23 protein-coding genes are annotated in these 22362 nt (G+C 66.2%); 13 read left to right on the top strand and 10 right to left on the bottom strand.

The window, feature by feature from the left end; all coding sequences use genetic code 11:
* Positions 1–85 precede the first annotated feature (85 nt).
* From ppgK to VFW69_RS08310, 3 genes are all read left to right on the top strand, one after another.
* Entirely contained in the window at positions 86–895 is an 810-nt protein-coding gene (gene ppgK, locus VFW69_RS08320) for a polyphosphate--glucose phosphotransferase (RefSeq protein ID WP_526500036.1), read from the top strand.
* 176 nt (positions 896–1071) lie between these two features.
* Entirely contained in the window at positions 1072–2610 is a 1539-nt protein-coding gene (locus VFW69_RS08315; RefSeq protein ID WP_526500034.1) for an RNA polymerase sigma factor, read from the top strand.
* Between the two features lie 136 nt (positions 2611–2746).
* The gene (locus VFW69_RS08310; RefSeq protein WP_526500032.1) at positions 2747–3166 is read left to right on the top strand and encodes a RidA family protein; all 420 of its coding nucleotides are present in this window, start codon (positions 2747–2749) and stop codon (positions 3164–3166) included.
* Here the strand turns inward: VFW69_RS08310 and VFW69_RS08305 are convergent.
* A complete protein-coding gene (locus VFW69_RS08305) occupies positions 3109–3480 on the bottom strand; it encodes a DUF952 domain-containing protein (protein WP_526500030.1) in 372 nt (123 codons plus the stop codon). The two genes, VFW69_RS08310 and VFW69_RS08305, sit on opposite strands and share 58 nt — an antisense overlap.
* Positions 3481–3612: 132 nt before the next feature.
* On the opposite strand from VFW69_RS08305, the gene VFW69_RS08300 reads away from it, so the two are divergent.
* A complete protein-coding gene (locus VFW69_RS08300; RefSeq protein ID WP_067346704.1) occupies positions 3613–3798 on the top strand; it encodes a DUF7455 domain-containing protein in 186 nt (61 codons plus the stop codon).
* Positions 3799–3864: 66 nt separating this feature from the next.
* The gene (locus VFW69_RS08295) at positions 3865–4869 is read left to right on the top strand and encodes a YhjD/YihY/BrkB family envelope integrity protein (protein WP_526500028.1); all 1005 of its coding nucleotides are present in this window, start codon (positions 3865–3867) and stop codon (positions 4867–4869) included.
* Here VFW69_RS08295 and VFW69_RS08290 read toward each other — a convergent pair whose 3' ends face one another.
* Entirely contained in the window at positions 4870–5109 is a 240-nt protein-coding gene (locus VFW69_RS08290) for a DUF3039 domain-containing protein (RefSeq protein WP_064879665.1), read from the bottom strand.
* A gap of 76 nt (positions 5110–5185) precedes the next feature.
* Here VFW69_RS08290 and VFW69_RS08285 point away from each other — a divergent pair, with 76 nt between their 5' ends.
* The 3 genes from VFW69_RS08285 (at position 5186) to VFW69_RS08275 (ending at position 7550) form a co-directional block, all read left to right on the top strand.
* Complete coding sequence (locus tag VFW69_RS08285) at positions 5186–5602, top strand: DUF3099 domain-containing protein (protein ID WP_526500025.1); 417 nt, start codon at positions 5186–5188, stop codon at positions 5600–5602.
* A gap of 168 nt (positions 5603–5770) precedes the next feature.
* Complete coding sequence (gene sigB, locus VFW69_RS08280; RefSeq protein WP_526500023.1) at positions 5771–6730, top strand: sigma-70 family RNA polymerase sigma factor SigB; 960 nt, start codon at positions 5771–5773, stop codon at positions 6728–6730.
* A gap of 130 nt (positions 6731–6860) precedes the next feature.
* Positions 6861–7550 carry an iron-dependent transcriptional repressor DtxR gene (locus VFW69_RS08275; protein WP_526500021.1) on the top strand — a complete coding sequence of 230 codons (690 nt, stop codon included), beginning with the start codon at positions 6861–6863 and terminating at the stop codon, positions 7548–7550.
* A gap of 20 nt (positions 7551–7570) precedes the next feature.
* Here VFW69_RS08275 and VFW69_RS08270 read toward each other — a convergent pair whose 3' ends face one another.
* Positions 7571–8629: a DUF4192 family protein gene (locus tag VFW69_RS08270; RefSeq protein WP_526500019.1), complete on the bottom strand. Its 1059-nt coding sequence runs from the start codon at positions 8627–8629 to the stop codon at positions 7571–7573.
* Between the two features lie 113 nt (positions 8630–8742).
* On the opposite strand from VFW69_RS08270, the gene sthA reads away from it, so the two are divergent.
* On the top strand, positions 8743–10158 hold the full coding sequence (gene sthA, locus VFW69_RS08265; protein ID WP_526500017.1) for a Si-specific NAD(P)(+) transhydrogenase: 1416 nt from the start codon (positions 8743–8745) through the stop codon (positions 10156–10158).
* A gap of 51 nt (positions 10159–10209) precedes the next feature.
* On the opposite strand, the gene VFW69_RS08260 is transcribed toward sthA, so the two are convergent.
* Positions 10210–11046 carry a trypsin-like serine peptidase gene (locus tag VFW69_RS08260; RefSeq protein WP_526500015.1) on the bottom strand — a complete coding sequence of 279 codons (837 nt, stop codon included), beginning with the start codon at positions 11044–11046 and terminating at the stop codon, positions 10210–10212.
* A 231-nt stretch (positions 11047–11277) separates the two neighbouring features.
* On the opposite strand from VFW69_RS08260, the gene VFW69_RS08255 reads away from it, so the two are divergent.
* The 3 genes from VFW69_RS08255 (at position 11278) to VFW69_RS08245 (ending at position 14077) form a co-directional block, all read left to right on the top strand.
* Positions 11278–12249: a proteasome assembly chaperone family protein gene (locus VFW69_RS08255; RefSeq protein WP_526500013.1), complete on the top strand. Its 972-nt coding sequence runs from the start codon at positions 11278–11280 to the stop codon at positions 12247–12249.
* Positions 12250–12313: 64 nt separating this feature from the next.
* Positions 12314–13345, top strand: coding sequence for an alpha/beta fold hydrolase (locus VFW69_RS08250; protein WP_526500011.1), 1032 nt, complete (start codon positions 12314–12316; stop codon positions 13343–13345).
* Positions 13346–13390: 45 nt separating this feature from the next.
* Positions 13391–14077, top strand: coding sequence for a PhzF family protein (locus VFW69_RS08245; RefSeq protein ID WP_526500009.1), 687 nt, complete (start codon positions 13391–13393; stop codon positions 14075–14077).
* Positions 14078–14098: 21 nt separating this feature from the next.
* Here VFW69_RS08245 and VFW69_RS08240 read toward each other — a convergent pair whose 3' ends face one another.
* The 3 genes from VFW69_RS08240 to VFW69_RS08230 all read right to left on the bottom strand — a co-directional run bounded on the left by VFW69_RS08240 (position 14099) and on the right by VFW69_RS08230 (position 15746).
* Positions 14099–14584 carry a peroxynitrite isomerase gene (locus VFW69_RS08240; protein WP_526500007.1) on the bottom strand — a complete coding sequence of 162 codons (486 nt, stop codon included), beginning with the start codon at positions 14582–14584 and terminating at the stop codon, positions 14099–14101.
* 54 nt (positions 14585–14638) lie between these two features.
* Positions 14639–15103, bottom strand: a complete 465-nt coding sequence (gene nrdR, locus VFW69_RS08235; RefSeq protein WP_526500005.1) for a transcriptional regulator NrdR — start codon at positions 15101–15103, stop codon at positions 14639–14641.
* A gap of 148 nt (positions 15104–15251) precedes the next feature.
* On the bottom strand, positions 15252–15746 hold the full coding sequence (locus tag VFW69_RS08230; protein ID WP_526500003.1) for a LysM peptidoglycan-binding domain-containing protein: 495 nt from the start codon (positions 15744–15746) through the stop codon (positions 15252–15254).
* 291 nt (positions 15747–16037) lie between these two features.
* On the opposite strand from VFW69_RS08230, the gene lexA reads away from it, so the two are divergent.
* Entirely contained in the window at positions 16038–16736 is a 699-nt protein-coding gene (gene lexA, locus VFW69_RS08225) for a transcriptional repressor LexA (RefSeq protein WP_526500001.1), read from the top strand.
* Between the two features lie 17 nt (positions 16737–16753).
* On the opposite strand, the gene VFW69_RS08220 is transcribed toward lexA, so the two are convergent.
* The 3 genes from VFW69_RS08220 to hflX form a co-directional block, all read right to left on the bottom strand.
* Entirely contained in the window at positions 16754–18922 is a 2169-nt protein-coding gene (locus VFW69_RS08220; protein ID WP_526499999.1) for an LGFP repeat-containing protein, read from the bottom strand.
* 659 nt (positions 18923–19581) lie between these two features.
* Positions 19582–20742 carry an acyl-CoA dehydrogenase family protein gene (locus VFW69_RS08215; RefSeq protein WP_526499997.1) on the bottom strand — a complete coding sequence of 387 codons (1161 nt, stop codon included), beginning with the start codon at positions 20740–20742 and terminating at the stop codon, positions 19582–19584.
* Between the two features lie 143 nt (positions 20743–20885).
* On the bottom strand, positions 20886–22325 hold the full coding sequence (gene hflX / locus VFW69_RS08210; protein WP_526499995.1) for a GTPase HflX: 1440 nt from the start codon (positions 22323–22325) through the stop codon (positions 20886–20888).
* Positions 22326–22362 lie beyond the last annotated feature (37 nt).

The raw sequence follows: 22362 nt of genomic DNA, 5'->3' as shown, positions 1-22362 counted from the left end.
AGTCGCCGCGGTCGCGCAGACGCCACGGGCCGCAGCGTCGCGGCGCTAAGGTGAGCGGACAGCCCAGTCACGCCGAGGAGATTCGATGACCAGCACCGGCTCGATCACGGATACGCCGGGCACCGCTGCCGGCGACGGCAGGCCACAGCGTCGCGGATTCGGCATCGACGTCGGCGGCAGCGGCATCAAGGGCGGCATCGTCGACATGGACACCGGGCAGCTGATCGGCGACCGGGTCAAGCTGCTGACCCCGCAACCCGCGACGCCCTCGGCGGTGGCCAGGACGATCGCTGAGGTGGTCAACGCTTTCGGATGGGCCGGCCCGCTGGGAGTGACCTATCCCGGAGTCGTCACGCACGGTGTCGTGCAGACGGCGGCCAACGTGGACAAGGCGTGGATCGGCACCAACGCGCGCGACATCATCAGCGCCGAGCTGAACGGTCAGGACGTCATCGTCCTCAACGACGCCGACGCGGCCGGGCTAGCCGAGGAGCATTACGGTGCGGGCAAAGGCCAGTCGGGCCTGGTGGTGTTGTTGACCTTCGGGACCGGGATCGGCTCCGCGGTGATTCACAACGGGACGCTGATCCCCAACACCGAGTTCGGCCATCTCGAGGTCGGCGGCAAGGAGGCCGAACAGCGGGCGGCGTCCTCGGTGAAGGAGAAGAACGACTGGTCCTACGAAAAGTGGGCCAAGCAGGTGACCAGAGTGCTGGTGAGCATCGAAAACGCCGTGTGGCCGGATCTGTTTATCGCTGGCGGCGGAATCAGCCGCAAGGCCGATAAATGGGTGCCGCTGCTGACCAACCGCACCCCGGTGGTGGCCGCGGCCCTGCTCAACACCGCCGGGATCGTCGGCGCGGCCATGGCCGCCACCTCGGACGTGACCCACTGATTTTGCCCGGCAGAGCCGTAGTACCGCGCACTGTCGTTACAATGGTGCTCGGCGAACGCCCAACCGACAGCGTGCTACTACTCATGCTGATACCAACGCCGACATCGACATAGCAGACACTTTCGGTTAACCATGCCCAATACCCACCGAAAGTGAGCCCAAACGAAGGGGTGTAAGTGGCAGCGACGAAAGCAAGCCCGGCGACGGATGGGCCGGTGAAACGCACCGCCACGAAGTCTCCGTCGTCCCCCGCCAAGCGACCGGTGGCCAAGGCTGCCAACGGCTCGGCGCCCGCGAAGCGGGCCGCCAAGACAGCATCGCCGTCCACCAAGTCCAAGGCCGACGCGGCCGCCGACCCCAAGAAGACCCGCGCCGCGGCCAAGGGCGCCGGCGCCAAGGCGCCGTCGGCGCGCGGAACCAAAGCGGCCAAGGGCGGGCCGGCGGATCCCGATGCCCTCGATTCCGACGGCGCCGTCGAGGAACTCGACAACGAACCCGACCTCGAGGGCGAACCCGGCGAAGACCTCGACATCGACACCGACCTCAGCCTCGACGACCTCGAGGTCGACGTAGCGTCCGACGGCCAAGACTCCGATGAGAGCGAGGCCGAGGCTGGCGAGGCCGAGGGCGAGGTAGAAGCCGCCGCGAAGCCCGTCAAGGCCGGCGAGGCTGCAGCAGAGGACGACGAGGAGATCACCGAGCCCAGCGAAAAGGACAAGGCCTCCGGCGATTTCGTGTGGGACGAGGACGAGTCCGAGGCGTTGCGGCAGGCCCGCAAGGACGCCGAGCTGACTGCCTCCGCAGACTCGGTTCGCGCCTACCTCAAGCAGATCGGTAAGGTCGCGCTGCTCAACGCCGAGGAAGAGGTTGAGCTGGCCAAGCGGATCGAGGCCGGCCTATACGCGACGCAGCTGATGACCGAGCTGACCGAGCGCGGCGACAAACTGCCCGCCGCGCAGCGTCGCGACATGGTGTGGATCTGCCGCGACGGCGACCGCGCGAAGAACCATCTGCTGGAAGCCAACTTGCGACTGGTGGTGTCGCTGGCCAAGCGCTACACGGGCCGAGGCATGGCGTTTTTGGACCTGATCCAGGAGGGCAACCTGGGTCTGATCCGCGCGGTCGAGAAGTTCGACTACACCAAGGGTTACAAGTTCTCCACATACGCGACCTGGTGGATCCGTCAGGCCATCACCCGGGCCATGGCCGACCAGGCCCGCACCATCCGCATCCCGGTGCACATGGTCGAGGTGATCAACAAGCTGGGCCGTATCCAGCGCGAGCTGCTGCAGGACCTGGGCCGCGAGCCCACGCCCGAAGAGCTGGCCAAGGAAATGGACATCACGCCCGAAAAGGTGCTCGAGATCCAGCAATACGCCCGCGAGCCGATCTCGTTGGACCAGACCATCGGCGACGAGGGCGACAGCCAGTTGGGCGATTTCATCGAGGACAGCGAGGCCGTGGTGGCCGTGGACGCGGTCTCGTTCACGCTGCTCCAAGACCAGCTGCAGTCGGTGCTGGAGACGCTGTCGGAGCGCGAGGCGGGCGTGGTACGGCTGCGTTTCGGTCTCACCGACGGGCAGCCCCGCACCCTGGACGAGATCGGACAGGTTTACGGCGTAACCCGTGAGCGCATCCGCCAGATCGAGTCCAAGACGATGTCGAAGCTGCGCCACCCTAGCCGCTCCCAGGTGCTGCGCGACTACCTCGACTGAGCTGAATTCGGCCGGTCACTTCAGAATGGTTGGCGTGCAGTCTGTTTCGATGCCAGCCGTGCGCTGGTAGTCAAACAAACGCTGCCACCGGAGAATTCGGCTGCGCCGGCGTCGCCGCCATCGTACGGTGACTCCCATGTCAACCAACCGCAAAGTGGTCTCTGGTGAATCCGCCTTCGAGTCGGCGGTCGGTTATTCGCGCGCGGTGCGGGTTGGCCCGTATGTGGCAGTGGCGGGAACAACCGGCATCGGCCCCCCCGGCGACATCGCCGCTCAGGCACGAGATGCTCTGCGCCGCATCGAGATTGCGTTGCACCAAGCTGGCGCCGCGCTCACCGACGTGGTGCGCACCCGCATCTACGTCACCGACATCTCACGCTGGCGCGAAGTGGGAGCCGTGCACGAGCAAATTTTCGGCGCGATACGCCCCGCAGCCACCATGGTCGAAGTTTCGGCGCTGATCGCGCCCGAGCTGCTGGTGGAGATCGAGGCCGACGCCTACGTCGACCGCCCGCCGGTGATCGGCGCGAAGGTGCCGTCGTCGGCCGGCGGATAGGCGGTGACCCGGACCACAGCGGCCACCGGCAGCGGGCCGTACAGATGCGGGAACAACATCGACTCCGGATCGGCTGGTACTCCCGGCTCCCACCGCACCGGCGCGTCGAGCCGGCCCGGGTCGATGTGCAACAGGACCAGGTCGCCGCGACCGCGGTAGAGACGGTTGGCCGGCAGGTGCACCTGCTCCGGCGCCGACAGATGGATGAAGTCGCCGCCGCTTGCGGTGTCCGGGTGGATGCCGCCCCGCTGGCGGGCCCGCGCCCACTCCTCGGTTCCGCACAGGTGCACCAGGACGTCAGGAGCGAAGGTCACAACCGGACACCCTAGATACCGCCTAAACCAAACCTGACCAGGTCGTGAGAAACGACACACCCGATAACGATCGGGGAACAAGGCAAAAACGCCATACGTCTGAGAAAGTGAATGTACAAGAACGGAGAAGCCATGAATGCAACTCTGACGAGTCCAGAACTGACCCGAGCCGACCGCTGCGACCGCTGCGGTGCTGCGGCTCGTGTTCGCGCCAAGCTGCCTTCAGGACTAGAGCTTCTCTTCTGCCAGCATCATGCCAACGAGCACGAGGCGAAGCTGACCGAGCTGGACGCCGTGCTGGAGATCAGCGAAAGCTAGCCCGCGCCGAACTCGCCCATCGGCAATGTGGGCGGTGCGAGCAATCTTCGGTAATGCTGGACGGGTATGAGCGAGCAGGTCGCAAAACCGTCGCGCCACCACATTTGGCGAATCAGCCTGAGGACTCTTTCTAAGAGTTGGGACGACTCGATTTTCTCGGAGTCGGCTCAGGCTGGTTTTTGGTCGGCGTTGTCACTGCCGCCCCTGCTGCTCGGGCTGCTGGGCACCTTGGCCTACGTGGCACCGCTGTTCGGCCCGGACATACTGCCCAGCATCCTGCGTCAGTTGATCTCGACGGCGCACAGCGTGTTTTCTCCCAGCGTGGTCAACGAGATCATCGAGCCGACCGTCCGCGACATCGCCAACAACGCCCGCGGCGAGGTGGTGTCCCTGGGTTTCATCATCTCGCTGTGGGCGGGTTCGTCGGCGATCTCGTCGTTCGTCGACTCCGTGGTCGAGGCGCATGACCAGACGCCGTTGCGCCACCCGGTGCGCCAGCGTCTGTTCGCGCTGTTCCTCTACGTGGTGGGGTTGGTCGTCGTTGTTACGACCGCGCCATTGGTCGTCCTGGGTCCGCGCAAGATCGGTGAGCATATTCCGGTCAGCCTGGCAAACGTGCTGCGCTACGGCTACTACCCAGCGTTGATCCTGGTCTTGATGTTCGGGGTTGTGATCTTGTATCGGGTGTCGCTGCCGGAACCGCTCCCGACGCATCGCCTGATCTTCGGCGCGGCGCTGGCCACCGCGGTGTTCGTCATTGCCACCTTGGGCCTGCGGATCTACCTGCAGTGGATCACCAGCACCGGCTACACCTACGGTGCGCTCTCCACACCCATCGCGTTCTTGCTCTTCTCGTTCTTCGGCGGCTTCGCGATCATGATCGGCGCCGAACTCAACGCCGCCATTCAGGAAGAATTCCCCGCGCCCCGGACGCATGCCCACCGGCTACGCAGCTGGCTTCTGTCGCGTTCGCCCGGGCTGGCGAAGGCGGCTGGCACGCTATCGAACCCCGTGACGACAAATCCCATCACCGCGCAACGCGACGTCGCGCCGGCGGAGCCGCCCGGCTGATCAGCCCTTCTTCATCCGGTCGTAGATCTGCTTGCAGTCCGGGCAGACCGGTGAGCCCGGCTTGGCCGCCTTGGTGACGGGAAACACCTCGCCGCACAGCGCGACAACGTGGTTGCCCATCACCGCGCTCTCAGCGATCTTGTCCTTCTTGACGTAGTGGAAGTACTTCGGTGTGTCGCTGCCGGTCCCGTCGTCGACGCGTTCGTCGGTCTCGGTGCGTTCGATCGTTTGGGTCTGCATACCTGACATTGTGCACTGCCCCGCAGGCCCTGAAACCGGCCGAGCCGGAATCGGTGAGTTGTGGGACAGTGGAGAAATGAAGCACGGCTCCGATCCGGGGTTCGATGACTTTGACGGCAACAAAAGCCGCCCAGTGCTCATCACCGCCGCCGCGACCTCGTATGAGGAGCAGCACCGTGCGCGGGTGCGGAAATACCTGACCTTGATGGCTTTCCGGATTCCGGCGCTCATCCTGGCCGCGGTCGCCTACGGCGCGTGGCACAACGGGCTGATCTCCCTGGCGATCGTGGCGCTGTCAATCCCGTTGCCTTGGATGGCCGTGCTGATCGCCAACGATCGGCCGCCGCGCGGCGCCGACGAGCCCCGCCGATTCGACCATGCCCGCCAGCGCACCCCCCTGTTCCCCCGGGCCGAACATCCCGCGCTCGAGGCTCCGCGACACCCCGAGCCGGAGTGGCCGACGGGCGCGCGCGACGGAATCGATCACGGCTAGCCGTCGTTTTCCCTGAAGGTGCCGCCGACGGCGGACTTCTCAGGACATTCTCAGGTCTGCGGCACATTTCTGCACGTCAACACGTGTGAGATACGGAATCGCCGGGAACTCTCAGAGCTGATCTGTCGTTGAACACCATGACAGAACAAAGCCGAACGGGAGGTCGCTATGGCGAACGCCAGCACAAGCAGATTTGACGGCGATCTGGATGCTCAAAGCCCCGCAGCGGACCTAGTGCGCGTATATCTGAACGGAATCGGCAAGACGGCACTTCTCAATGCGGCCGGTGAAGTCGAACTCGCCAAGCGCATCGAAGCCGGGCTTTATGCCGAACACCTGCTTGGAACGCGTAAGCGCCTTGGGGAGAACCGTAAACGCGATCTGCAGGCCTTGGTTCGCGATGGTCAGGCGGCGCGCCGTCACCTGCTGGAAGCGAACCTGCGCCTGGTGGTCTCGCTGGCCAAGCGATACACCGGTCGCGGTATGCCATTGCTGGACCTGATCCAGGAGGGCAACCTCGGGCTGATCCGCGCGATGGAAAAGTTCGACTACACAAAGGGATTCAAGTTCTCGACCTATGCGACCTGGTGGATCCGTCAGGCCATCACCCGCGGCATGGCCGACCAGAGCCGCACCATCCGGCTGCCGGTTCATCTGGTGGAGCAGGTCAACAAGCTGGCACGGATCAAGCGCGAGATGCACCAGAACCTGGGACGCGAGGCCACCGACGAGGAGCTGGCCGCCGAGTCCGGCATTCCGGTCGAAAAGATCAACGACCTGCTCGAGCACAGCCGCGACCCGGTAAGCCTGGACATGCCGGTCGGCTCCGAAGAAGAAGCCCCGCTGGGCGACTTCATCGAGGACGCTGAAGCGATGTCGGCCGAGAATGCGGTGATCGCCGAGCTGTTGCACACCGACATCCGCAGCGTGCTGGCCACTCTGGACGAGCGTGAGCACCAGGTGATCCGGTTGCGTTTCGGCCTGGACGACGGGCAGCCGCGCACGCTGGACCAGATCGGAAAGCTGTTCGGCCTGTCCCGCGAGCGGGTCCGCCAAATCGAGCGGGACGTAATGTCGAAACTCCGACACGGGGAGCGCGCCGACAGGCTACGGTCGTACGCGAGCTAAGGCCCCACCCCAAGCTAGGTAGCAGACAGTATGCCCGCCGCGTCAGCGGCGGGCATACTGCTTGCCTGGGAGGCGTTACAACCATTCGCGCAGCTGGCCAAGTAGACTCAGCGTCGACGGAGGGTGCTGAATGAACGACCTGGTTGACACCACCGAGATGTACCTGCGGACCATTTACGACCTCGAAGAAGAGGGCGTGACGCCGCTGCGTGCCCGCATCGCCGAACGCCTCGATCAGAGCGGGCCGACTGTCAGCCAAACCGTGTCGCGCATGGAGCGGGACGGCTTACTTCACGTGGCCGGTGACCGCCACCTCGAGCTCACCGACAAGGGCCGCGCGCTGGCCATTTCCGTGATGCGCAAGCACCGCCTCGCCGAACGATTGCTGGTCGACGTCATCGGGTTGCCCTGGGAAGAGGTGCACGCCGAGGCGTGCCGCTGGGAGCACGTGATGAGCGAGGACGTCGAGCGGCGCCTGATGAAGGTGCTCAACAACCCGACCACCTCGCCCTTCGGCAACCCGATCCCCGGGCTGCTGGACCTGGGCGTGGGCCCCGAGTCCTGGTCCGAGGACGGTCCCCTGGTCCGGCTGACCGAGTTGCCCGCGGGTGCGCCCGTGGCCGTGGTGGTGCGCCAGCTGACCGAACATGTCCAGGGCGACATCGACCTGATCTCACGACTGAAGGACGCCGGCGTCGTCCCCAACGCCCGCGTCACCGTCGAGACCAGCTCCGCCGGGGTGACCATCGTCATTCCTGGCCACGAGAACGTCACCCTGCCGCACGAGATGGCGCACGCGGTCAAGGTCGAGAAGGTCTAACCCGCGCTGTTCTTGCCCACCTATCCCGCCCTGCGGCCGAACGGCCGGCGCGGCGGTAGCTGCACGCCGAACCGCCTGGCCAGGCGGTAGCCGGTCAGCGCCAGGTCCCTGACGTCCTCGGGCCGTAGGCCCGATTGCAAAGCGGTGTCCAGCATGCCGGCCATCCGATGGTCGGGCTCACAGCGCAGCGCCTCCTGCAGCGACACCCCGGCGAGCGGTCCGTCGCCGCGGGTATACGCGCTGAACGCGATCAGCACCAGCGCCTCGACCCGCCACGGCGAGGGCAACGTGCGCGCCAGCAGCGCCCACAGCGATTCGACTTCGCCGGCGCTCTCCCCGACCGCAAGGGCGTACAGCATGTCGCGCACCTGCGCGTCGCTCAGTGCACAGCCCAGCGTCGCCAACTCCGTGTCGGACAGCGATTCCCCGGCCGCGACCCGGGCGGCGGCGGACATGGCCGTCTCCACGTCGGCGCGGGTGCAGCGGACCGGGTGCGCACGATGCGCCGCCCGGCGCCGGGCGGCCTGCCGCCTGACCGCGTCGGCCAGAGCGTCGCTGCGCGCAGGGTCGTCGGGCGCGATGACCGCCTGCAGGTCGGCACGACGCGGATAGAGCCGTCTGCCTTCCAGCACCGCCGCGGCCGCCAGCGGGGAGGCCGCGGGATCGTCGACCAGGCCGCTCGACCCGCAGCCCTCGGCGCAATGCCAGCGGCCGCCCAGGGCCACCTGGTCGACCAGATGCGTGGCCCACAGCTCAATGTTGTGCTGGGACAAGGCTTCCGCGAGCGCCGTCGACAGCCGCCGGTATTCCTCGTTGCAACTTGGACAGTAGGCCCCGTCCGCGTCGACGATCACCGCGATCACGGCCTCGGGGGCCGCAGCGGCGGCGACCTCCGCCAGGTGCTCCGCCCGATCGACAAGCTCCTCGGAGAGGTCGACGCGCATCACCGAGCCGAGTCTCCCGTCGCCCAAAGACACTAATATCAATGAATTTTCGGGAACGAAGCCGAGAACGGCCGGCAGCGCGGCGATGAGTGCGCCGGGGCGGGAAAGTTCGAAGTCTGCTCGATGCGTCGTCATGAGCACCCACGCTGACGGCCGCCACCGTCAACCGGTGCGCACGTGCGCGGGCCCGGCAGCGGACCTGTGGATGAACCCAGCACTGTGCGTTGTGCTGCCTTACTGTTTAAGCCATGAGTTCGGCGCAAGAGTACGACATGGTGGTCATCGGGTCCGGGCCCGGCGGACAGAAGGCCGCCATCGCGTCGGCCAAGCTCGGTAAGTCGGTCGCCGTCGTCGAACGCGGCCAAATGCTCGGCGGTGTGTGCGTCCAGACCGGCACCATCCCGTCGAAGACGTTGCGCGAGGCGGTCCTGTACCTCACCGGGATGAGCCAGCGCGAACTCTACGGCGCGAGCTATCGCGTTAAGGAGAAGATCACCCCGGCCGATCTGCTCGCCCGTACCCAGCACGTGATCGGCAAGGAAGTCGACGTGGTGCGCAACCAGCTGATGCGCAACCGCATCGACCTGCTGATCGGCCACGGGCGTTTCGTCGACCCGCACACCATCGAGGTCGAGGACCCGTCGCGGCGCGAAAAGATCACCATCACTGGCAAATACATCGTCATCGCCACCGGCACCCGGCCGGCGCGGCCCTCCGGCGTCGAGTTCGACGAACACCGGGTACTCGACTCCGACGGGATCCTCGATCTCAAGTCGCTGCCCACCTCGATGGTGGTGGTCGGGGCCGGCGTGATCGGCATCGAGTACGCCTCGATGTTCGCCGCACTGGGCACCAAGGTCACGGTCGTGGAGAAGCGCGACGACATGCTGGACTTCTGCGACCCGGAGGTCGTCGAGGCGCTGAAGTTCCACCTGCGCGACCTGGCGGTGACGTTCCGGTTCGGTGAGGAGGTGACCGCGGTCGACGTCGGATCGGCGGGCACCGTGACCACCCTGGCCAGCGGCAAACAGATTCCCGCGGAGACGGTGATGTATTCGGCCGGGCGGCAAGGCCAGACCGATCATCTCGATCTGCAGAACGCCGAGCTGGAGTCCGACAACCGAGGGCGGATTTTTGTCGACGACAACTTCCAGACCAAGGTGCCGCACATCTATGCCGTCGGCGACGTGATCGGCTTCCCCGCGTTGGCCGCGACGTCGATGGAACAGGGACGCCTGGCCGCCTACCACGCGTTCGGGGAGGCGTCCGACGGCATCACCGAGCTGCAACCCATCGGCATCTACTCCATCCCCGAGGCCTCCTACGTCGGCGCCACCGAGGTGGAGCTGACGAAGAACTCAGTCCCCTACGAGGTCGGCGTGGCCAGGTACCGGGAGCTGGCCCGCGGCCAGATCGCCGGCGACTCCTACGGGATGCTCAAACTGCTGGTGTCTACCCAGGACCTCAAGGTGCTCGGCGTGCACATCTTCGGCACCAGCGCCACCGAGATGGTGCACATCGGGCAGGCTGTGATGGGGTGCGGCGGCAGCGTGGAGTACCTGGTGGACGCGGTGTTCAACTACCCCACATTCTCCGAGGCCTACAAGGTGGCAGCGCTCGACGTGATGAATAAGGTTCGGGCGCTCAACCAGTTCCGCCACTAACCCGATGGTGGCGACCCGCTGCGCCCGGCTCCCCCGCGCTGGCGATCGCCACTAACAGGCATCCTGCAGGTCGTTCGGAATCGGATCGCCGGGCCCGCCGGCCTCGGCGCGGGCCAGTAGCTCCGCGGTTTGCGCGTCGAACGGCGCGGAGTACGACATGTTCGCGGCGCAACCGCCCCGCTCGAGACCGCCGATCACCCCGATGAGCGTGGTGCCGCTGACCCAGGGCGCACCACTGGTGCCGTCCACCAGCCCCTCACAGGCCAAGGCCGGGAACCCGGTGTCGGTGACTGACGTGCTGGCCTGACATCCAATGGGCGAACCCCCCACGCCGGCCGGATATCCCAGCACGGTGACGCGGCTGCCCGGCGGAGGCGTCTCGCCCAGCGTCAGCGACAGGCCGGCCCGGGACTCGACGGGAGCGCCGGCCTCGTTGCTGACCCGCGCGATGGCGTAGTCGGCGTGCGGGTCCTTGCTGGCCGTCCAGCGTGGATCGAGGTAGACCGCGTCGGCCTTCCATACGTCGGCGGGACCGGGTGCGGCGCCACCGGCGAAACCGGGAACGAAGGTGATCAGCGAGGCTCCGGCCAGGCAGTGCGCGGCGGTCATGATCAGGTTGCCGCCCGTCGAATGCACCACCGAACCGGTGCACACGTGCAGCGGGCCACCGTCGATGAAAATAGCCCCGATGCGCCGATCCGGCTCGACCGGACCCGCGATGGCCTTCTGCTCGGGCTGGCTGAGCCGCTGCACCGGGCCGCCGACGCGCGGGGCGGACACCGGAGCACCCGAAACATGCTCGACCGGACGGTGACACGACGTCAGCGACGTCGCCACCCCCACCACCGAGCAGAGCATCAGCATCCGAATTCGCATCGCCTTCATCATGCCTGACCGGTGGGCGGCAAGCCGACTCCCACACATCGCGGTGCGTCAAGGGGTTGCCGGGGCGCATCCGCGGGCGACCCCCGAGATGTCGTTTGCGGATTACAAGTGAGAATTATCCCGTTCCAGCTAACAGCGTGAACGCGAAGTTCGCTGATAGATGTTGGTGCCGCCTGATTCGGGGGACACTTGGTAAGGCACCCTGAAGAGACCCTGGAGAGGAGGCGATCGGAGATGGCTCACCATCAGGACCCAGGTGATCAGTACCAGCCAGGGCAGGCTGGCATGTACGAGCTCGAGTTGCCGGCGCCGCAGTTGTCGACGTCCGACGGCCGCGGCCCCGTGCTGGTGCATGCCCTGGAAGGTTTTTCCGACGCCGGTCATGCCATCAAGCTGGCGGCCGCGCATCTCAAGGCGGTGCTGGACACCGAGCTGGTCGCATCCTTCGCGATCGACGAACTGCTGGACTACCGCTCGCGGCGGCCACTGATGACGTTCAAGACCGATCACTTCACCCACTACGAGGATCCCGAGCTGAGCCTGTACGCGATGCGCGACACGATCGGCACGCCGTTCCTGTTGCTGGCCGGCATGGAACCGGATCTCAAGTGGGAGCGGTTCATCACCGCGGTGCGGCTGTTGGCCGAACGCCTCGGCGTGCGCCAGACCATCGGCCTGGGGACGGTCCCGATGGCGGTACCGCACACCCGGCCGACCACTATGACGGCACACTCGAACAACCCGGAGTTGATCGCCAACTTCCAGCCGTGGATCTCCGAGATCCAGGTGCCGGGCAGCGCGTCCAACCTGCTGGAATACCGGATGGGCCAGCACGGTCACGAGGTCATCGGCTACACCGTGCACGTCCCCCATTACCTCACGCAGACCGATTACCCGGCCGCCGCGCAGGCGTTGCTCGATCAGGTCGCCAAGACCGCGTCACTGGAACTACCGCTGACCGCGTTAACCGAAGCGGCCGAGGTGATTCGGGCCAAGATCGACGAGCAGGTGGAAGCGAGCGCCGAGGTCGCTCAAGTGGTGGCCGCGCTGGAGCGCCAGTACGATGCCTTCATCGACGCTCAGGAGAACAGATCGTTACTAGCTCGCGACGAGGATCTGCCTAGCGGCGATGAGCTGGGCGCAGAGTTTGAGCGATTTCTGGCCCAGCAGGCGGAGAAGAAGTACGACGACGACGATAAAGCCTGACCCATTTCGTTTTGACGCCCCAGCCAGACCGCCCTTAGCCCGGCCCGACACCAAGGTTGGCGATATGACCGAGCGGAAGCGCAATCCCACGCTCCGCCCGGTGCGTGAGGTGACCGCACCCAAACTCGAGTTCCGCACCATCCACGGTTACAGGCGGGCCTATCGTATCGCCGGATCCGGGCCGGCGATTCTGTTGATCCACGGCATCGGCGACAATTCCACCACCTGGAATACCGTGCAGGCCAAGCTCGCCCAGCGTTTCACGGTGATCGCCCCGGATCTGCTCGGCCACGGGCAATCCGACAAGCCGCGCGCCGACTACTCGATCGCGGCGTATGCAAACGGGATGCGTGACCTGCTCAGCGTGCTCGACATCGAGCGGGTCACCATCGTCGGTCACTCGCTGGGTGGCGGTGTGGCTATGCAATTCGCCTACCAATTCCCGCATTTGGTGGAACGGCTGATCCTGGTCGGGGCCGGCGGCGTGACCAAGGACGTCAACTTCGTCCTGCGCTGGGCCTCGCTGCCGATGGGCAGCGAGGCGATCGCCCTGCTGCGGTTGCCGCTGGTGCTGCCGGCGGTTCAGGTCATGGGACGCGTCCTGGGCATGGCGCTGGGCAGCAGCGGGCTGGGCCGCGATCTGCCCAACGTGCTGCGCATCCTCGACGACCTGCCCGAACCGACGGCGTCCGCGGCGTTCAGCCGGACGCTGCGCGCGGTGGTGGATTGGCGGGGGCAGATCGTCACCATGCTCGACCGATGTTATTTGACCGAAGCCATCCCGGTGCAGATCATCTGGGGCACAAAGGATGTGGTGGTTCCGGTTCGGCACGCTTGGATGGCGCATGCCGCGATGCCCGGCTCCCGTCTCGAAATCTTCGAAGGCTCCGGCCACTTCCCCTTTCACGACGACCCAGCCCGCTTCATCGACGTCGTCGAGCGCTTCATCGATTCCACCGACCCCGCCGAATACGACCAGGCCAGCCTTCGCGAACTGCTGCGCACCGGCGGCGGCGAGCAGGCCGTCTCGGGCCCCGCTCCCACTCGCGTCGCCGTGCTGAACGCCATGGGTTCCGACGAACGCAGCGCCACCTGATCACCTCGAGCGATGCGGTCCGGCGCGGCGCCGTACAGTCGGCCCATGGGGATCGGCGTGACGGTGTTACGGGTGTTCACCGATTCGGACGGCAACTTCGGTAATCCGCTGGGCGTGGTGGATGCCGGCCAGGTCGAGCTAGCGCACCGACAGCGGCTGGCAACCCAATTGGGCTACAGCGAGACGATTTTCGTTGACCTCCCGGCCCCCGGCTCCACCAGCGCGCACGCCACCATCTACACGCCGCGAACCGAGCTGCCGTTCGCCGCGCACCCGACTGTCGGCGCGACATGGTGGCTGCGCGAGAACGGTTCGCCGATCAAGACGCTGCAGGTGCGGGCCGGGATTGTGCAGGTGGGTTACGACGACGACCGCGCCAGCATAAGCGCTCGCGCGGAATGGGCGCCCGACTTCGCCCTGCACGAGTTCACTTCGACCGACGAGGTTCTCGCCGCCGATCCGGCGGACTATCCCGACGACACCGCGCACTACCTGTGGGCCTGGACCGACCGGGCGGCCGGGTCGCTGCGGGCGCGCATGTTCGCCGCAAACCTCGGTGTGGTCGAGGACGAGGCGACCGGTTCGGCGGCGATGCGGATCACCGATTACCTGAGCCAGAGCCTGCGGATCACCCAGGGCAAGGGCTCCGTCATCGACACGACGTGGAGTGCCGAGGGCTGGGTCGGGGTGGCAGGGCGGGTCGTCAATGGCGGTGTGCGACACCTCGACTGACGACGGCCGATGAGTGAGGGCTCAGCGCTGCCGGTGTAGGACCGCGTCGAGGTGGTCCTGCAGCGGTTGCCCGACCGCACCCATCTGCACCGTGTAAGAGAGCTCGTCGCCGTCGATGCGAAACGAACGGCCAAGCGCGGTCACCTCTTTGGCGCTGGGCGTCAACCCGACCGCCGTGGTCGACATCTGCATTTCGATGAGGTCACCGCTGACCGAATAGGTGCCGACCTCGATTTCGGTGATTCCGCTGGGATGCGCCAGGACCAGTTCGACGCGCCCCGGTTGTGGCACGCGAAGATAACCGGTTTCGGCATGCAACGGCTTGCCGTCGGCTACCGCCTTGGTTTTCTGCCCGTAGGCCAGAAACGGCTTACCGACATGGGCGAACACGACTTCTTCGAGATAGTCGAAGGGCGGGATCGTCGGGTACTTACCCGCACCCTGGCCGGCCCAGGTCCCAAGGAGCGGGGCCAGCGCCGCAAGGTCGGGATGCAAGTCAGTGGGCATGAAGCCGAGCCTAGCCCGCTGAGGAGCCGGGCAATTCGGAGGAAGCTGCGATCCTCAGCCTGGGGTTGTTACTCCGCGGTGATCGCGTAGCGCTTGGATCTCGCGTTCGAAATCGTCCGCGGACTCGAAGGACCGATAGACGGAGGCGAACCGTAGGTATGCCACCTCGTCCAGGTCGCGCAGCGGCCCCAGAATGGCCAAGCCGACCTCGTGACTGGGAATCTCCGGCGAGGCCGCGGCGCGCACGGTGTCTTCGACCTGCTGGGCCAGCAGGTTCAGCGCATCGTCATCCACCTGGCGCCCCTGGCAGGCCCGGCGGACGCCGCTGATGACCTTCTCCCTGCTGAACGGTTCGGTGACGCCGCTGCGCTTGACCACTGCGAGGACCGCGGTCTCCACGGTGGTGAAACGTCGTCCGCATTCGGGACAGGATCGGCGGCGCCGGATCGCCTGCCCTTCATCGGTTTCGCGCGAATCGATCACGCGCGAATCGGGATGGCGACAGAACGGACAGTGCATGACCGCTCCTTCATCGCGCCGACAAGGTACTGCAGGACTTTGAGCGTACCCGCGCGCTGACCTGCACTGCTAATGGAGCCGCCGGCGTGCGGACTCGGCACTGGCGTCCGGGAATTGTCAGTCCGGAGCCGTTATCGCACAACGCTGCTCAACCGACCGGAGCGATCAGGGTCTGGCCCGCCATCAAATTGGGCGAGTGTAGATCGTTGAGTTCGCGGATGCGGTCGGCGACCTGGGTGGTCGGCGCGTCGGGCGCCACCCGGTGCGCGAAGTCCTGAAGCGACTCCCCCGCATCGACGCGGACGACGGCGAGCCGGTCGGGAACGTTGGCCGCCGAGTTCGTGGAGTCGCCGTTGAGCACCTGGCCGACATTTGCGACGAGACCCAGCCACAGGGTGATCGCCCCGGCGGCCAGCGCCAGTCCGATGGTCGACGCCCAGGTGGTGGCGCGCCTGCGGTGCGGAGCGACGGACATTGCCACCCCGGTGCCGTAGTAGCGCGTGGCCGCACTCGTCGGCCGCGATGGCGCGGGCCGGCGGGACCGGGCCAGCCCGTCCCGTCCGTAGCGAGCACCCTGGACGGGTCCATTGATCGGGCGCCGAAGACTGCTGATACGCGGCGCAGGCGTGTGGATGACTGTCATCTTCGTTCCTCCGGTCAACTAGCTCTCGCTCGTGTGTTCGACACTAATCGCCTGTATGTTCGAAACCGAACATTTGAGCGAAGCGTGTCGCACGAGCAAACGCTAGATCACACCACCGACAAGTTCGTCGGCCTCTATCACTGTCACGAGGCATAAATACCCGATATTTCGAAGAGTTACACATTTGTGATTCACCCGGCTGTGGGCCTTCTCCGCGGGCGAGCCAAAGGTGCGACACGCCACTCGAACACATGTTTGATTCTTGTTCTCGGTACGGCTACATTCAGTGCCATGGGCGACAGCAACGACACTTCATCGGCCGGTCCCGAGGGTCGGCTGCACTCCGTGGCTTCCTCGCTGACCGAACGGCAGCGCACCATTCTGAATGTCATCCGCGTCTCGGTCACCAGCCGCGGCTACCCGCCGAGCATCCGGGAGATCGGCGACGCTGTCGGTCTGACGTCGACATCATCGGTGGCGCACCAGCTGCGCACGCTGGAGCGCAAGGGATACCTGCGCCGCGACCCGAACCGCCCGCGAGCCGTCGATGTCCGCGGCGCCGATGCCGACGTGGTGGCGCCCGCCACCGAGGTGGCCGGCTCGGACGCCCTACCGGAACCCACGTTCGTCCCGGTGCTCGGGCGCATCGCGGCCGGCGGACCCATCCTGGCCGAAGAGGCCGTCGAAGACGTCTTTCCCCTGCCGCGCGAATTGGTCGGTGAAGGCACGCTTTTCCTGCTCAAGGTCGTCGGTGACTCGATGGTCGATGCCGCGATCTGTGACGGCGACTGGGTGGTGGTCCGTCAGCAGAACGTCGCCGACAACGGCGACATCGTCGCGGCGATGCTCGACGGCGAGGCCACGGTCAAGACGTTCAAACGCGCCGGCGGTCAGGTGTGGCTGATGCCGCATAACCCCGCGTTCGACCCCATCCCGGGCAACGACGCGAGTGTGCTGGGCAAGGTTGTCACGGTCATTCGCAAGGTCTGACGCGAGAGCGGACTAAGTCAGTCAGCCCTGGTGAAGCCGTTGGCCTGAGCGACTTCTTCGCTTGACAACCAGATTTCGGCGAGCGTGTCCTGGTACAGGTCGCTGTTCGGCATGTAATACAAGCCGTAACGAGCACTCGCCTTGATGGGGTATCCGTCGGGCGCCTGGTACGGGTCATCGAGCGGCAGGTGGATCGTGGGTCGCCCGTCCGGTCCAGCCAGGCCGTTCTCCGAGGCGTCCTCGGCGGCGTGGCGACCGCTTCGAACCGTAGTCCCGGCCGCGACAGCATCGGCGACCACGGCGGCTCCCACCGCGGTATCCGCTACGGGCTCGACGTCCGGTTCCGGGAGATCAATGTATTCGTCTTCTGGCTCAGCGGTTTCCACGGCGTCGGCCACGGCGTCGGTGTCCGTCGGGGTGTGGGGAACGACGACGTCGGGATACTCGTCGTCCGGATACGCCTCCTCCACATAGCCGGCATCGGGATCGTCGGCGTCGACGTAGGCGGCGTCGTCCGCCGTCTCGGGCTCGGCGACCTCGGGAACGGCGTCGGTGTAGTCGGTGTAGTCGGCCCCGGCGTCGGAATAGTCGGCCTCCGACAGCATCTGCTCGGAGACGACCGGGATCGAGTCGGTATCGACGGCGTCGGGGTCCTCCTCCTCGAAGCCGTAGTCGCTTTCGGCCGGAACCCGCCGTTGCCAGCTGATCGGCCCGGCCTCAGGTTCAGGCTGGCGCGGCGCGCCGAGCCCGAACGACTCGGCGTTGACGTCGGAATCGTCGTGTCCCCAGCGCTCGTCGGCGTCGTAGCCGAAGTTCCCACCGTGGCCGGGCGCGTAGGCCGCGGCGTCCTCGTGCCCGGGCCGGCGCCGCCGCCAGACGAACATCACCCATGCCAACAGCACGAGCAGCGCCAGCACCGGAATCGCGGCCAACAGCCACCACCAGTGCCAGGCGGACTTCTTTGGATGCGCCGGCGTGGCCGAATTGCTCGGCTGGTCCTGACCCGACACCTGCAGGCCGGAAAGCAGCGGCGCCAGGTTGGACGGTTCCGTGCTGAACGTGTTCTTCGCCCGGTTCCACGAAATCTTGCCGCCGGTGAACTGCTGCGAAATCACGTCGCCGGTCACGGCCTGGTCGGCGGCCGGGGCACCAAGTTTTCCGGCCGGAGCCCGCAGCTTGTCCCACGCGGTCTTCATCGCCCCACGCACGACGAACGCGCCGTGCTCGGACGTCCAGAAGATGACCGGCTTGTCGGCCGCGGAGAAGGTGGCGATACGGCTGGACGGCCCTATGCCGCCGTCGGTTTCGTTGGTGGTGGGGAATCCCAGGTCGCTGCCGACCGGTCCGCCCAGTGACTCGTATTTGGCCAGGATGTCGCTCTCGACGGCGTTCGCGCCGGTGGCCGGGGTGAAGAACACCTTGCCGCCGGCGAAGTTCTGGGCGATTCCGTCGCCGCCGACCCGATATTGCCCGCCCTGCTTGGCGCCCAAGGGTCCCGTGGCTCCGCCGGCCGCACGCCAAGCGGTGTTGATCGCCGCGGTGGGATCGATCGCCACCTGCAGGCCCTTGAGCTGGTCGGCCAGCGCCGGCGGTTCAGTGGTGAACTGCTTCGTCTGGCGATTCCACGACACCTGGCCGCCGCTGAACTTCTGTGACGACACCTCGCCGCTGTAGGTCTCGTCGCCGACCGGTACCCCGAGAACTCCGCCCGAGCTGCCCAGCTTGTCCCAGGCGGTGTTGAGGGCACCGCGCACCACGTGAGGGCCGTGCTCGGGCGTCCAGAAAATGACCGGCTTGTCGCTGGCCGAGAAGGTGATCACCCGGCTGTCCGGACCCGCGAGACCCGGGACTTCGTCGATGGCCGGGAAGCCCAGATCGCTGCCGGCCGGCCCACCCAGCGACTCGTACTTGTCCAGGGCAGGCCCGTAGGCGAATTTGGCTCCGGTGGCCGGGGTGAAGAACATCTTGCCGCCGTCGAAGTCCAGGGCGAAACCATCCCCGACGGGGTACACGTCGCCCTTGCGGGCGCCCAGCGGTGAGGTGTCGCCGCCGGCCTTATCCCATGCGGCCATGATCGCCGCCTCGGCGTCGCCTATCGGGCTCGCTACCGCGGTGGGGGCCAGCAATACGGCGGCCAGTGCAGTGGTCGTCAAGCTGACCAGCGCACTTCCGATCAGCTTGCGCATGTGACCTCTCTGCACCTTCACCAAGCCTCCCAGCCGGCGGATACGGTTCTTTCTGCGGCTATGCCCTTATTTGCATAACCGGCGAGCGGGCGGTACTTGCGCCGGAAATGGACCCGCGCACGATCAGCCTTGTCGTCGGGCTCGCATAACTTTGCTCCAGCCAACAAGAAATGCGAAGTCAAATCACGGATTTTACAAAAACGGATACCACACCGATGTCGAAATGATGCCTTCCGCTGGCCCAATCGCGATCCACCGCGGCACCGTTCGCGCGGTGTTGCGGATATCGCACGCAAAGGCGGCGGGAACGCAAAATCGAGTAACGACGCCGGACTACCGACTCGCACAGCGGAATTGCGCCGGCCGCGATCGCGCGAGGCGCATGCGCCGGCGGCGCGATCGCGGGCCTGACTATGCGTGATGATGCGGTCGGCACACCCGAAACACATGCGCCGACGGTACGCGAGCAATCGGCGCATTCACGCTCGACCCCGCGCGACGGACCAATCGCGCGCACCGGTCAGTTTGTCGCGCATCGGCAATAGCCGTGCGAGCCAACAGACCAATGTCCGTCGCGTCCAGCGACTGCCGGACATTCCTGCGCCAATATCGTCCGCGGGGAGTTCGCGATCGTGGACCGCGATCCAGCAAACGAAACGCTATACGTCGAGGCTGCGGCCGATGATTTCCTTCATGATCTCGGTCGTGCCGCCGTAGATGGTTTGCACCCGGGCATCCAGATAGGCACGAGCGACGGGATATTCACGCATGTAGCCGTAACCACCGTGCAGCTGCAGGCAGCGGTCGATCAGATACACCTGCTTTTCGGTGCAGTACCACTTGGCCATGGCGGCCTGCTCGGCCGTCAGCTTGTGGTCCAGGTGCAGGCGGAGGAACTCGTCGACCATCATGCGGACCACGGTTGCCTCCGTCGCCAGCTCGGCTAGCACGAAGCGGCTGTTCTGGAAGCTGCCGATCGGCTTGCCAAATGCCTTGCGCTCCTTGGTGTACTGCAAGGTCTGCTCGAGCACCTGCTCCATGGCCGCGGCGGCCATGATCGCGATCGAAATGCGTTCCTGCGGCAGGTTCTGCATGAGGTAGATGAATCCCATGCCCTCCTGGCCCAGCAGGTTTTCGGCCGGCACCTTGACGTCGGTGAACGACAGCTCGGCCGTGTCCTGGGCGTCGAGCCCGATCTTGTCCAGGTGGCGCCCGCGCTCGAAGCCCTCCATGCCACGCTCCACGGCGAGCAGCGAGAAACCCTGAGAGCCCTTTTCCGGGTCGGTCTGCGCGACCACGAGCACCAGGTCGGAGTTGATTCCGTTGGTGATAAACGTCTTTGAGCCGTTGAGCACGTAGTGGTCGCCGTGCTTGACCGCACGGGTCTTGATGCCCTGCAGGTCGCTACCTGTTCCCGGCTCGGTCATCGCGATCGCCGTAATCAGCTCTCCGGTGCAGAATTTCGGCAGCCACCGCTGCTTCTGCTCCTCGCTGGCGAGGGCCAACAGGTAGGGCGCCACGATGTCGTTGTGCAGGCCGAAGCCGATGCCACTGTAGCGGCCGGCGGTGGTCTCCTCGGTGATGATCGCGTTGTACCGGAAGTCGGGGTTGCCGCCGCCGCCGTACTCTTCGGGCACCGCCATGCCGAGGAAGCCTTGCTTGCCGGCCTCGAGCCACACACCGCGGTCGACGATCTTCTCTTTCTCCCACTCGTCGTGGTAGGGCGCGACGTGGCGCTCGAGAAAGCCCCGGTAGGACTCACGGAACAGGTCGTGCTCTGACTCGAAAAGAGTGCGCTGGTATTTAATGGCGCTGCTCATGGAAGACCTCCGGCGACTGGGATTACTGCAGCCCAAGATATACCAACCGGACGGTTGGTAGGCAGCCGGCGGGGTCGCCTACCGCCGCCTCGAGGGGCTCGGGCGGTCCCGCGCCGCACGAATTCCCTGGGGGCAATGCGCGTTCAGCGCGCGGAGAACTCGCGCAGCCGGCCGGCCAGGGCCAGCGAAACCCGGGCCCTGATGCGGGTGCCCTCGGCGTTGTGCTCCTCCTCCTGGACGCGCCCATCGGCGTGCAGGCGGGCCACCAGGTCGCCGCGGTGGTATGGGATCACCACGTCGACGGCGGTGTCGGCGGGAATCGCGAGCTCGGCGATCCGACGGCGCAGGGCGTCGATTCCGTCGCCGGTGTGCGCGGACACGAATATGGCGCCCGGCAGGGCATGACGAAGCTTGGCCAGCGTCAAATCGCTTGCGGCGTCGACCTTGTTCACCACCAGCAGCTCCTGGGGCGCGTCGCCATCGTGGTCCGTCCCGTAGTCGGCGACGACTTCGGAGACCACCTGGCGGACCGCGTTGATCTGCGCCAGCGGGTTGACGTCGGAGCCGTCGACGACGTGTACCAACAGATCGGCGTCGACGACCTCTTCCAGCGTGGAGCGGAAGGCTTCGACCAGTTGGGTGGGCAGGTGCCGGACGAATCCGACGGTGTCGGTGAGCACGAACGGCCGGCCGTCATCGAACTCGGAACGGCGGGTGGTGGGTTCCAGGGTGGCGAACAACGCGTCCTGTACCAGTACCCCGGCCCCGGTCAGCGCGTTGAGCAGGCTCGACTTGCCGGCGTTGGTGTAGCCGACGATGGCGATCGCGGGCAAGTCGCTGTGTACCCGCCGGCTGCGCTGGGTGTCGCGGACCTGCTTCATGTCCTTGATCTCGCGGCGCAGCTTGGCCATGCGCTCGCGGATGCGCCGCCGGTCGGTCTCGATCTTGGTTTCACCGGGACCGCGCAGGCCCACGCCTCCCCCGCTGCCACCGGCACGGCCACCGGCCTGCCGCGACATCGACTCACCCCAGCCGCGCAGCCGCGGCAGCATGTATTCCATCTGGGCCAACGCGACCTGCGCCTTACCCTCCCGGCTGGTGGCGTGCTGGGCGAAGATGTCGAGGATCAATGCGGTGCGGTCGATGACCTTGACTTTCACCGCCTTTTCCAGTGCCGTCAGCTGCGCCGGGGACAGCTCACCGTCGCAGATGACGGTGTCGGCACCAGTCGCCAGCACCACTTCGCGTAGTTCGGCGGCCTTACCCGAACCGATGTAGGTCGACGGGTCGGGTTTGTCACGGCGCTGGATCAACCCCTCGAGCACCTCGGAGCCGGCGGTCTCGGCCAGGGCGGCGAGCTCGGCCATGCTGGCCTCGCTGTCCGCGGCGGTGCCGTCGGTCCAGACGCCCACCAGGACGACACGCTCGAGCCGAAGCTGGCGGTATTCGACTTCCGAGACGTCGGTGAGTTCGGTCGACAGGCCGGCGACGCGACGCAGCGCCGACCGATCTTCGAGGGCGAGTTCGCCCGTGCTGGGCTCCGAGATTGCCGGAGCATGTTCACGAAATTCAGGTTCTGTCATAGGCAATAAAAGATGATGCACGCGAAAACGCTGCCGC

The organism is Mycobacterium sp. (assembly GCF_036273375.1).
Taxonomy (GTDB): Bacteria; Actinomycetota; Actinomycetes; order Mycobacteriales; family Mycobacteriaceae; genus Mycobacterium.
This window is presented reverse-complemented; position numbering and strand designations above follow the sequence as displayed.

Bases quoted from the DNA above. Each gene is read 5' to 3' on its own strand.
- sigB (WP_526500023.1), top strand. From the start codon at position 5,771: ATGGCGAACGCCAGCACAAGCAGATTTGACGGCGATCTGGATGCTCAA.
- VFW69_RS08245 (WP_526500009.1), top strand. From the start codon at position 13,391: ATGGGGATCGGCGTGACGGTGTTACGGGTGTTCACCGATTCGGACGGC.
- sthA (WP_526500017.1), top strand. From the start codon at position 8,743: ATGAGTTCGGCGCAAGAGTACGACATGGTGGTCATCGGGTCCGGGCCC.
- VFW69_RS08215 (WP_526499997.1), bottom strand. From the start codon at position 20,742: ATGAGCAGCGCCATTAAATACCAGCGCACTCTTTTCGAGTCAGAGCAC.
- VFW69_RS08300 (WP_067346704.1), top strand. From the start codon at position 3,613: ATGAATGCAACTCTGACGAGTCCAGAACTGACCCGAGCCGACCGCTGC.
- VFW69_RS08295 (WP_526500028.1), top strand. From the start codon at position 3,865: ATGAGCGAGCAGGTCGCAAAACCGTCGCGCCACCACATTTGGCGAATC.
- VFW69_RS08230 (WP_526500003.1), bottom strand. From the start codon at position 15,746: ATGACAGTCATCCACACGCCTGCGCCGCGTATCAGCAGTCTTCGGCGC.
- VFW69_RS08260 (WP_526500015.1), bottom strand. From the start codon at position 11,046: ATGATGAAGGCGATGCGAATTCGGATGCTGATGCTCTGCTCGGTGGTG.
- lexA (WP_526500001.1), top strand. From the start codon at position 16,038: ATGGGCGACAGCAACGACACTTCATCGGCCGGTCCCGAGGGTCGGCTG.
- VFW69_RS08275 (WP_526500021.1), top strand. From the start codon at position 6,861: ATGAACGACCTGGTTGACACCACCGAGATGTACCTGCGGACCATTTAC.
- VFW69_RS08250 (WP_526500011.1), top strand. From the start codon at position 12,314: ATGACCGAGCGGAAGCGCAATCCCACGCTCCGCCCGGTGCGTGAGGTG.
- VFW69_RS08270 (WP_526500019.1), bottom strand. From the start codon at position 8,629: ATGACGACGCATCGAGCAGACTTCGAACTTTCCCGCCCCGGCGCACTC.
- nrdR (WP_526500005.1), bottom strand. From the start codon at position 15,103: ATGCACTGTCCGTTCTGTCGCCATCCCGATTCGCGCGTGATCGATTCG.
- ppgK (WP_526500036.1), top strand. From the start codon at position 86: ATGACCAGCACCGGCTCGATCACGGATACGCCGGGCACCGCTGCCGGC.
- VFW69_RS08220 (WP_526499999.1), bottom strand. From the start codon at position 18,922: ATGCGCAAGCTGATCGGAAGTGCGCTGGTCAGCTTGACGACCACTGCA.
- VFW69_RS08290 (WP_064879665.1), bottom strand. From the start codon at position 5,109: ATGCAGACCCAAACGATCGAACGCACCGAGACCGACGAACGCGTCGAC.
- VFW69_RS08310 (WP_526500032.1), top strand. From the start codon at position 2,747: ATGTCAACCAACCGCAAAGTGGTCTCTGGTGAATCCGCCTTCGAGTCG.
- VFW69_RS08240 (WP_526500007.1), bottom strand. From the start codon at position 14,584: ATGCCCACTGACTTGCATCCCGACCTTGCGGCGCTGGCCCCGCTCCTT.
- VFW69_RS08255 (WP_526500013.1), top strand. From the start codon at position 11,278: ATGGCTCACCATCAGGACCCAGGTGATCAGTACCAGCCAGGGCAGGCT.
- VFW69_RS08285 (WP_526500025.1), top strand. From the start codon at position 5,186: ATGAAGCACGGCTCCGATCCGGGGTTCGATGACTTTGACGGCAACAAA.
- hflX (WP_526499995.1), bottom strand. From the start codon at position 22,325: ATGACAGAACCTGAATTTCGTGAACATGCTCCGGCAATCTCGGAGCCC.